The following is a 10,318-nucleotide window of genomic DNA, read 5'->3' as shown; positions in this document are numbered from 1 at the left end:
CTACGTTCCTGCTTGCTGCATGCTTCAATTCACCGCTTAGCGAACCTGTCGTCGGGCACGCAGTGCCAAGACGGATGTATGACTGCTGTTCCACTCCGCGCAGCGGTGCGACGTGCGCGCCTTGTCTACATGCCAACAACGATGAAACCCCGCTAACGACACTCCCCCGGTTGGACCACTCCGACACAGCGGGCTAGCGACGCTTGGCAAGGATTTGCGTTGGGAAGCTGCTTTCTTTGCTTACTTTCTTTGCAGCAGCAAAGAAAGTGAGTCCCGCCCCGGACAGGGGCAGAGCAAATAAACCAAAAACAAAGCAAGTTCCATAGGAGCGCTAGCGCATCAAACGGCGTAAACACCCCCCAACCCAACCCACACCCCTCCTCAAGCGCCAGCGACCGGCTGAATCCGCCAAACAGCAAACGGCAGCGAATTCGGATTCAGCCGTACATGCTGCCGCCGCCCGCGCCATTCAAATCGCTGTCCGGTCACCTGATCCTCGACCGCGACAGCGTCCCACTCATGCACGCCCCATCCTTCGAGCGTCTGCCACGGCAATTCAATATCCGCGCCCTGCTCATTGAACGGATCAAGATTGATCGCAACCAGCACGACGTTGTCCCTCGCCGCGTTGGCCTTCTCAAAGAAAAGAATCTGCTCATTGTGCGCCGGCAGGAAATTGACGCCCAAATGCGTCTGCAACGCAGGATTCGCCCGCCGGATACGATTGAGCGCCGTCACCTCGCCGACGATATTGCCCGGCCGGTTCCAGTCCCACGCGCGCAACTGATACTTCTCGGAATCGAGATACTCCTCGCTGTTCGGCAACGCAGCCGCCTCACAAAGCTCGAACCCGCTATACACGCCCCACAAGCCCGAAAGCGTCGCGGCAAGCGCCGCACGAATCACGAATCCGGCACGCCCCGAGCGCTGCAAAAAGCGCGGATTGATATCCGGCGTGTTCACGAAGAAGTTCGGCCGGAAAAATTCCTTCGCGTCGGTCTGCGTGAGATCGTGCATGTACTCGATGAAATCGCGCTTCGACTCGCGCCACGTGAAGTACGTGTACGACTGCGAAAAGCCAAGCTTCGCCAGCCGGTTCATCACGCGCGGCCGCGTGAACGCTTCCGCCAAAAACATCACATCCGGATGACGCGAGCGGACGTCGTTGATCGCCCATTCCCAGAACGGGAACGGCTTCGTGTGCGGATTGTCGACGCGGAAAATCCGCACGCCCTGCGCGATCCAGAACAGGAACACGTCGCGCAATGCAACCCACAACTCCGGCTTCGCATCCTTCGCGTAGAAGTCCGGATTCACGATGTCCTGATACTTCTTCGGCGGATTCTCGGCGTAGCGCAGCGTGCCGTCGGGACGCCACGCGAACCACGTCGGATGCTCCTTCAGCCACGGATGATCCGGCGAGCATTGCACGGCGAAGTCGAGCGCGATCTCGAGGCCGTGCGCGTGCGCGGCCTCCAGCATCTGTCTGAAGTCTTCGAGCGTGCCGAGCTCCGGATGCACCGCCGTATGCCCGCCTTCCTTGCCGCCAATCGCATACGGACTGCCGACGTCGCCCGGCTGCGCGGTCAGCGTGTTGTTCTTGCCCTTGCGGTTCGCCATGCCAATCGGGTTGATCGGCGGGAAGTACAGCACGTCGAAACCCATCTCGCGGATGCGCGGCATCTTGCCGATCACGTCGACGAAGGTGCCGTGGCGGTTTTCGTCGTCGCTCATCGAGCGGGGGAAGATCTCGTACCAGCTCGCGAAGCGCGCGGCGGCGCGCTCGGCGTCGACGCGATACGTCACCGGATCGCGCGACAGGAACGGCCGGTGGCGTGCCGCGGCCACCGCCTTTGCCGTCTCGGCCGCGAGCACGAGTTCGAGCTTGCGTTCGGCCTCTGCTTTCGTGAACTCCTTGACGATGCTCTTGAGCGGTTCCTTGGCGGCCCCCTCGGTCGTCTCCACTTCGGCGAGGATCAGCGCGAACAGGTGCCGCGCTTCCTCCAGTTCGAGTTCGACCGTCTGCCCGGCCTTCAGCTTCTTCTGCATGTGATCGATGAGCGACGCGAAGTCGTCGCGCCACGCCGTCACCGTGAACTCGTGCCGTCCGACGCGATCGAGCGGAATGCGCGTCGTCCACAAGTCGTTGCCAGTCGGCTGGACCGGGACCATCAGCGCTTCGTGCCAGTCGGTTTCGTCGGCGGCGCGCCATTGGACAGCGGCCGCGATCTTGTCATGGCCTTCGGCGAAAATCGCGGCCTGGACTTCCACCGCCTCGCCGACGATCCGCTTCGCCGGAAAGCGCCCGTGATCCACCGAAGGCGTCACGCTTTCGATCGCGACCCGGGGATTGCTCACCGCTTCATTGACGGCCTTCTTGTCGGCGGACTTCGAGCCGCGCTTGACCTGCGGCTGCGCGAGCAGCACGAACGGCTCGGACGCGGCCCGGAACATGCGCGCTTCGCCGGCCGCCAGCGTGAACGGAGCGAGCGGTTCGGGCGTGGCCTTCGCATCGTCAAGCGGACGAAAGCGCGTGAACTCGCCCGGCACCGCTTCGAGCAGATGCAGCGTATCGACGTGGACGGGTTTCGCGAGGTCGGGATTGATGACGATGAGCGCGGCAGTGTCGGCGTGGCGCAGGTCCGGACCGTTCGCGCGAATCAGCGCGGCGAACGACGTGCCCGCGCCGGTCAGCGAGCGCAGTTCGCCGGAACTCGCGAGCGTGCCGTTATCGCGCTGCAACGCGTTTGCCTTCGTGATGTCCTTCGACAGATCGAAACGCGCCTGCTCGCGCGCGCGCTCGTATTCGGCCGCGACGCCGTATTGATAGGACATCGGCAAGCCGACGCCGTATTCGAAACCCATCGGCACGAGCATGCCGGTGCCGATGGCGGCCGCCGCGTACAGTGCGCGGCGATATGCGCGCTCGACGAGCGAGGTGTCGCTCGTGTCGTGCAGGTCGGACAGCAGCCGCGTGCCGAACGGCTCCTCGGGAAACGAGATCGGCGGCGCGACGCGCACGAGCGCGGCGTGTTCATCGACGAGCCACGCGCTCTGGAAATCCCACCAGCGCGACGATGAGAACACGGCGTCGAACCCCGCATCGGTCAGGCCGTGCAGGTCGTGCCGGCTGATGTCGACGGTCCATGCGAGCAGTCGCACTTCCGGGTGACGCTCGCGCACCGCAGCCCCGAGCCGGCGCCAGACGTGCGCGGGCACCTTGTGCGGGGCGTCGAAGCGAAAGCCGCCGATTCCCGCATCCGCGAGCAGCAGCAGTTCGCGTGCCCACCATTCGGTGAGGTGCTGTGCCGCTTCGCCGTCACCGAAATTCGCGTGTGCAACGTTTTCCTCGCGCGGCGCGTGACGCGGATCGAGCCGCGCCTCGGCGCTCTCGAACGGATGGAACCAGTGCTTGTTCTCCTGATACAGCCCGCCATCGGCACTCACGCGATCGATCACGATGTCGACGAGCAGCGTCAGGCCGTGCTGCTTCGCGGCATCGGCGAGCTTGCGGAGACCTTCGCTCGCCGGTTCATCGGATTCGAAGGCGGCATGCAGGCGGTGATGATCGGAGACGGCCTGACGGTGCCCGTCCGCACCGGGCACGAACGGCGAGCCGGTCAGGACGTGGTCGAAACCCAGCGCGGCAGCGTGCTCGAACTGGGCAGGCCAGTTCGCGATGGGGCCGACGAGAAGCGGGTCGATGAAATAAATACGCGGCGCGTACGCATGATGGGCGGGATGGTTTTCCATCGTTCGTCTTTTCCAAAGTCGTCCTGCGGTGGCGGGGATGCGGGCAATCGACGCGATCACGCTCACGGGCGGCAAAGAGCCAATCCGCGTCGGATGGCTGCGGCAAGCGGGCCTCGGACAGTTTAAAGAATCGCCTTTCCGGGGTCACGCTTGGGGCGGATGCACCGCTTTCGAGCAGTGCGCCATTCGGTGCGGCGCCAGGGTCGCACGGGGGGTAGCAGCATGTAGCGTGCCGCACCCGGCGTGCAACCCGACGATATATTTCTCGAGACGCTTCCTTCAGACTGGTCTTCAGGCCGGTGGTTTCAAGCCATTTTTCGGGCACTGCGCGCGACAAGTCCCGCGCCGCCGCCGGCCGTGCGTTCCGCGAACGCTGGTGCGGGGGCTTCGGCTGCCCGGCGGGAGCCAGGCGTGGCCCTGGCCGGACGGGCATCGGACAGGCCGGCATACAACTGCACGAAACGCGCGACGGCATGCGTCCAGCCATAATCGCGCGACATCGCGTTGCGTTGCAGTGTGCGCCATTGTTGCGGACGCATGTAGGCATCGATTGCCCGGGTTGCGCCCGCGATCACATCGTGAACCGTTTCGCCGTCGAAAAGGAAGCCGGTCGGCGCGGGCGTCACGGTCGGCGCGAGGTGTGCGACCGGCGCGTCGTTGGTGGCTTCGCGCGGGATCGCCATCCGCGGGTCGATTGCGCAAGCACGGCTCGCGGCATCGACGATCGTATCGGCCAGCCCGCCGACGCGCGATGCCACCGGCACCGTGCCGTAGCGCATCGCGTAGATCTGCGTCAGGCCGCAGGGTTCGAAGCGGCTGCCGTGCAGCAGCATGTCGGCGCCCGCGTGCAGCGCGTGCGCGCGGCGCTCGTCGTAGCCGATGTGCACGGCCACGCGATCCGGCCAGTCCTGCGCCAGGCGCCGGAAGCCCGCTTCGATGTAGGCCTCGCCCTTGCCGATCACCGCGATTTGCAGGCGTGAATGCCTTTCCAGCAACTGCGGAATCGCCGTGACGACGACATCCGCCATCTTCTGCCCGGTCATGCGACTGCCGATCGCTATCAACGGCGCGAACGGATCGGCGGGCAGGCCGGACATCTGTTGCAGCGCGCGCTTGCAGGCGTGCTTGCCGCGCATATCGTCGAACGAATAGTTGCGCGCGATCAGCGGATCGGTCGCGGGATTCCAGGTCTTGCCGTCGATCCCGTTGATCACGCCCGAAAGCTTGTCCGCGCAGCTTTGCAGCACGCCTTCCATCAGTTGGCCGAAGCGCGGCGTGAGAATTTCGCGGGCGTAGGTCTCGCTGACCGTCGTAACCGAATCGGCGTGGACGATGCCCGCTTTCATCAGGCTCAAAGCGCCGTAGAACTCGATGCTCTTCGGCTCGGTCAGCGCGGGCACGAGCCATTCGGCGGGGACGCCGAGCGCCGCGCCCAACGACAGCGCGTAGTTGCCCTGGAACGCGAGGTTGTGGATCGTGAAGACGCTCTTCGCCTTGACGCCCGCGCATTTCATCAGGAGCGGCGTGAGGCCGGAATGCCAGTCGTGCGCATGAACGATGTCGGGTTTTTTCACGCCGCGGATGCCTTCCGCGACGCGCACCGCCGCCGTCGACAAAGCCGCGAAGCGCACGGCGTTGTCGGTGTAGTCGCGGCCCTGTTCGTCTTGATAGAGGCCCGCGCGAGCGTAGAGCGCATCGCAGCGCACGAGCAGGAGCGGCACGCCGGTATCGGGCATCCGGCCTCGCAATAACGCGCCGTCGCCGCCGGGCAGTCCGGGCAACGCGCAAACCTTGTGCAGCCCTTCCGCCGAAGCGATTGCGCCCGGATAGGCGGGCATCAGGATCGTGGCGTCGACGCCGGCTTCGCGGAGCGCGGCGGCGTAGGCGCTCACCATGTCGCCAAGCCCCCCGGTCTTGGCGAGCGGGACGGCTTCTGAAGCGACAAGCAGGACATTCAAGGACAAAATTCGGCTCCCGGTGCGAGCGAGGAAGACCGTCGATGGCGTGCCCGGAAGCTTCCGGGCCGCACGTTCGCGGCGCTTCATCAGGTTGTTTTTTATGCGGCCGGACTCGGATAGCAAGGGATGTGCCATGCGTCGTCGGATTGAATGGAGAGCAATGTCTTGCGTGGCGCTTCGAAACGACGCGCAGGGTGGAAAAAAGACGCCCGTGCCGCGTGTAAAACCGGTTGCGCGGCGGCCGCCTTTTTACACAGTGCGCGTGGGGGAAGCCGATTCGATCAGCTTAAGCAGCCGAGATGACAGTCGTGTTTAACGCGCGCATCAACTCCCGACGAGGCTCGCCGCGATGTTCACGCTCAAGCCCAGCACCGCGAGATTGAAGAAGAACGACAGCACCGAATGCGCGAGCGCCGTGCGCCGCACTGCGGTGGAACGCAGCACGACATCCGAGGTCTGCGACGCGACCGCGATCGTGAACGAGAAGTACAGGAAGTCCCAATAGCCGGGCTTGAGATCCCGGTCGGGGAAGAGCAGCGCGGTGTCGTCGTCGTCCGACTGGTAATAGTGTCGCGCGTAGTGCAGCGTGAACATCGTGGGGATGAGGAACCACGCGCCGAGCATCGTCGCGCCGGTCAGTGCGTAGTGCAGGACGGCCGCACCGACGCCGACGTTCTTCACCGCCGCCAGTTCGACGACGATTGCGACGACGCTCGCCAGTGCCGCGAGGCTCACGATGACCAGCACGGAGGCGGCGCTCTCGTCCTCGCGCTCGGCGAGTTCCTGAGCCTGCTGCTGCCCGGCGCGCGCCATCTTTATCCAGATCAATACGAGATAGAGCCAGACGGCCGTGTCCCAGCCGAGCAGCCCACGCACAATGGACGAGGCCTGTATCGGAACCAAAATCGAGACAAGGACACCAATCACGAGTGCGATCAGCGCGCGTGGACGGTAACGTAATGCGGTCGGGATGAAATTCATTCGATGCGAGGCGGAAGTGAAGGGCGCGCGTCGTCCGGCTGCGGGATGCGCGCGGCCGAGGGCGATGCGTGCCGATTATTGCCCAGCCGCCTTTCAACCGGCTAGACGCGTGCTTCGACGGGAACGGGAGCCACATGAGCAAGCCTCATCACGACGACGAGCGGCGCTTCGTGCTCGGCGCGCTGGCGTCGGCGGTCATGCTGGTGTTTGCGCCGGGTGCGGTTGCAGCAAGCGCGGGCGCCGCGGGCGCCGCGCCCGCCGTGCCCGCCGGGATCGATGCTTTCCTCGCCCTCTCACGCAAGCTCACGGGACGACCGGGCTTCGACCCCACGCTCGCCCGCCGTGTGTACGACGCGCTGTCGAGCGCCGATAGCGAGTTCGCGGCCAAGGTCGCCGCGCTCGACAAGTGGATCGCGACGCATGGCGGCACGCCCTCCGACGTCATCACCGACGCGCTTCAGGCCGACCAGCCGAAGCTCGCGGCCCTGGTCGGCACGGTGATGCGCGCGTGGTATCTCGGGCTGGCCGGGCTCGCACCGGGCGAGCGCGTGATCGCCTATGAGCGCGCGCTGATGTTCGACCCCGTCAGCGACGTGCTGACGATCCCGTCGTATTGCCGCGATGCGCCGATGTTCTATTGGACGCACAATCCCGCGAGCGCGGCGTGAACCACAGACGCCGCCAGCACGGCGCGCGAGCATCGTCGAAGGTCAAGGACAACAACAATGGCGAGTTCCGGTTCGGCCGATGTCGTGATCGTCGGCTCGGGGGTGGCGGGCAGTCTCGTCGCGCATCAGCTCGCGAGCGCGGGCGCGTCGGTGATCGTGCTCGAAGCGGGACCGCGCATCGCCCGCTGGCAGATCGTCGAGAACTTCCGCGATTCGCCGGCGAAGGCGGATTACGCGTCGCCGTATCCGTCGGCGGCTTATGCGCCGCACCCGATGCGTTCGCCCGACAACCACTATCTGATCAACAAGGGCGAGCAGCCTTACGACGCGCAATATCTGCGCGTGGTGGGCGGCACGACCTGGCATTGGGCGGCCGCCGCGTGGCGCATGCTGCCCGCCGATTTCAGGATGAGGACGCTCTACGGCGTCGGGCGCGACTGGCCGTTTCCGTACGAAACGCTCGAGCCGTGGTACTACGCGGCGGAAGTGCAACTGGGCGTATCCGGCCCGGGCGAGCGGATCGATCTCGGCTCGCCGCGCGCGAAGCCGTATCCGATGGACATGCTCCCGCTCTCCTGGATGGACCGGCGTTTCTCCGACGTGCTGAACGCGGCGGCGTTTCGCGTCGTGCCGGAACCGGTCGCGCGCAATAGCCGTCCATACGATGCGCGGCCCGTCTGCTGTGGCAACAACAACTGCATGCCGATCTGTCCGATCGGCGCGATGTACAACGGCATCGCGCACGCCGAGAAGGCCGAGCGCGCGGGCGCGAAACTGATCGCGCAGGCGGTCGTGCACCGCATCGAAGCCGACGGGCAGGGCCGCATCGCCGCGGTTCATTACAAGGACCCCGGCGGCCGCGACACGCGCGTGACGGGCAAGCTCTTCGTGCTCGCGGCGAACGGCATCGAGACGCCGAAGCTGATGCTGCTCTCCGCGACGCCGAAGTATCAGAAGGGCATCGGCAACAGTTCCGACCAGGTCGGCCGCAACCTGATGGACCAGCCGGGCACGCGCGTCACGTTTCTCGCGGGCGAAGCGCTCTGGCCGGGGCGCGGGCCGATGGAGATGACCTCGGTCGTCAATTTCCGCGACGGCGCCTTTCGCGCGCAATACGCGGCGAAGAAACTACAGGTGTCGAACGCGGTGCCGACGATCGCGATCACGACGGACCTCCTCGACAAGCATCTGACCGGCGGCGAACTCGACCGGCAGATTCGCAACCGCGTCGCGCGCACGCTGACGATCGGCAGCTTTCACGAGCAGTTGCCGGAGCCGGAGAATCGCGTGGTGCCGTCGGCGGATCACAAGGATGCGCTCGGCATTCCGCAGCCCGAAGTCCACTACGCGATCAGCGACTACGTGAAGAGGAGCGCCGCCGACACCCGCACGCAATTCGCGCGCATCGCCGCGCTTTTCAACGGCACCGAAGTCGCCTTCGACGATTCGCTCTTCTCCAGCAGCAACCTCATGGGCACGGCGATCATGGGCCGCGATCCGAAGGACTCGGTCGTCGACGACCAGTGCCGCACGCACGATCACGCGAACCTGTTCATCGCGGGGAGCGCGGTGATGCCGTCGGCGGGATCGGCGAATTGCACGCTCACGCTGGCGGCGTTGTCGCTGCGTCTCGCCGACAAGCTCAAGCAGGAGCTCTGATGCGCGTGCCCCGGCGACGGACGTGGCTGGGCATTGCGGGCGTCTTGCTCGTATGTCTCGCGGCGCGTGCACCGGGCGCCGATCTTTCCGCCGCCAATGCCCCGCAGTTGATCAAGCGCGGCGAGTATCTGGCGCGCGTGGGCAACTGCATCGGCTGCCACACCGCCGATCCGGCGCGTCCGTTCGCGGGCGGCCGGCCGATCGCGACGCGCTTCGGCACGATCTACACGCCGAACATCACGAGCGACCCGGAGACGGGCATCGGCCGCTGGACCGACGCCGAGTTCCTGCGCGCGATGCACGAAGGCATCGGGCGAGATGGAAAGCGGCTTTATCCGGCGTTTCCTTACGTCGAATATACGAAGCTCACCGACCAGGACGTGCTCGCGATCCGCGCGTATCTTGGCGCCGTCGCGCCGGTTCGCTTCACGCCGCCGCGCAACGACCTTGCGTTTCCGTTCAGCCTGCGCTGGCCGATGGTCTTCTGGAACCTGCTCAATTTCACGGAAGGCCGCTTCGTCCCCGATCCCAAGGCGAGCGCCGAGCGCAATCGCGGCGCGTATCTGGTCGAAGGGCTCGCGCACTGCGGCAAATGCCATACGCCGCGCACTGTGACGCATGGCTTGAACGCGAGCGAGCGGTTGGGCGGCGGCACGGTGGCGGGCTGGCACGCCTACAACATCACGCCTGACAAGAACGCCGGCATCGGCGCCTGGAGCGACGCCGACCTGACGGCCTATCTCTCGACCGGTGCCGCGCCCGGCCGCGCAAACGCGGCCGGACCGATGGCCGAAGTCGTGTCGAACGGCACGCAGTATCTGACGCAGGAAGACTTGCGGTCGGTCGCGGCGTACCTGCGTTCGCTGCCCGCCGTGAGCGACGGCGCGACGCGTCCACGTGCGAACTTCGACCCACCAGCCCGCGACGATGTGGCCGCGCTGCGCGGATCGCCCGCCGGCGCGCTCGATGGCGCGCGGCTCTTCATCGGCAATTGCGCGAGTTGTCACGGATGGAACGGCGAAGGCGCCGGGCCCTATCCGCCGTTGCGGGGAAACAGCGCATCCGGCGCGAACCCGGCGGACAACCTCGCGCTCGTGATTCTGAACGGCGTGACTCGAAGCACGCAGCGCGCGTCCGTGTTCATGCCCGCGTTCGCCGGACAACTCAGCGATGCCCAAATCGCTGCCATCAGCAACTATGTGACGAACCGTTTCGGCAACCGCCAGGCGTCGATGAGCGCCGAGCAGGTCGGAAAGCTGCGCGCGACGCCGCAATAACTGCAATCTTCCGACCAGAAGA

6 protein-coding genes are annotated in these 10,318 nt (G+C 65.7%); 3 read left to right on the top strand and 3 right to left on the bottom strand.

Annotation, left to right across the window (positions count from 1 at the left end; translation table 11 throughout):
- Positions 1-381 precede the first annotated feature (381 nt).
- The 3 genes from AWB68_RS14150 to AWB68_RS14140 all read right to left on the bottom strand — a co-directional run bounded on the left by AWB68_RS14150 (position 382) and on the right by AWB68_RS14140 (position 6,692).
- Entirely contained in the window at positions 382-3,753 is a 3,372-nt protein-coding gene (locus tag AWB68_RS14150; RefSeq protein WP_087644984.1) for a maltotransferase domain-containing protein, read from the bottom strand.
- A 305-nt stretch (positions 3,754-4,058) separates the two neighbouring features.
- Positions 4,059-5,717: a glycogen synthase GlgA gene (gene glgA, locus AWB68_RS14145; RefSeq protein WP_087644988.1), complete on the bottom strand. Its 1,659-nt coding sequence runs from the start codon at positions 5,715-5,717 to the stop codon at positions 4,059-4,061.
- 318 nt (positions 5,718-6,035) lie between these two features.
- Positions 6,036-6,692 (bottom strand): DUF1345 domain-containing protein, encoded by a 657-nt coding sequence (locus tag AWB68_RS14140; RefSeq protein WP_087644983.1) that lies wholly within the window; start codon positions 6,690-6,692, stop codon positions 6,036-6,038.
- Between the two features lie 134 nt (positions 6,693-6,826).
- Between AWB68_RS14140 and AWB68_RS14135 the strand changes: the two genes are divergently transcribed.
- From AWB68_RS14135 to AWB68_RS14125, 3 genes are read left to right on the top strand one after another with little or no spacing between them, the layout of a single operon-like run.
- Positions 6,827-7,360 carry a sugar dehydrogenase complex small subunit gene (locus AWB68_RS14135; RefSeq protein WP_125482935.1) on the top strand — a complete coding sequence of 178 codons (534 nt, stop codon included), beginning with the start codon at positions 6,827-6,829 and terminating at the stop codon, positions 7,358-7,360.
- 57 nt (positions 7,361-7,417) lie between these two features.
- Positions 7,418-9,019, top strand: coding sequence for a GMC family oxidoreductase (locus tag AWB68_RS14130; protein ID WP_087644982.1), 1,602 nt, complete (start codon positions 7,418-7,420; stop codon positions 9,017-9,019).
- Positions 9,019-10,296, top strand: a complete 1,278-nt coding sequence (locus AWB68_RS14125; RefSeq protein WP_087644981.1) for a c-type cytochrome — start codon at positions 9,019-9,021, stop codon at positions 10,294-10,296. Before AWB68_RS14130 ends, AWB68_RS14125 begins: the two co-directional genes overlap by 1 nt.
- Positions 10,297-10,318: the final 22 nt, after the last annotated feature.

The sequence above is a fragment of the Caballeronia choica genome (assembly GCF_001544535.1).
Lineage (GTDB): Bacteria > Pseudomonadota > Gammaproteobacteria > Burkholderiales > Burkholderiaceae > Caballeronia > Caballeronia choica.
This window is presented reverse-complemented; position numbering and strand designations above follow the sequence as displayed.

What these genes read in the sequence shown, in the direction of transcription:
- AWB68_RS14150 (WP_087644984.1), bottom strand. Translation starts at nt 3,753, where the DNA reads ATGGAAAACCATCCCGCCCATCATGCGTACGCGCCGCGTATTTATTTC.
- AWB68_RS14140 (WP_087644983.1), bottom strand. Translation starts at nt 6,692, where the DNA reads ATGAATTTCATCCCGACCGCATTACGTTACCGTCCACGCGCGCTGATC.
- AWB68_RS14135 (WP_125482935.1), top strand. Translation starts at nt 6,827, where the DNA reads ATGAGCAAGCCTCATCACGACGACGAGCGGCGCTTCGTGCTCGGCGCG.
- AWB68_RS14130 (WP_087644982.1), top strand. Translation starts at nt 7,418, where the DNA reads ATGGCGAGTTCCGGTTCGGCCGATGTCGTGATCGTCGGCTCGGGGGTG.
- AWB68_RS14125 (WP_087644981.1), top strand. Translation starts at nt 9,019, where the DNA reads ATGCGCGTGCCCCGGCGACGGACGTGGCTGGGCATTGCGGGCGTCTTG.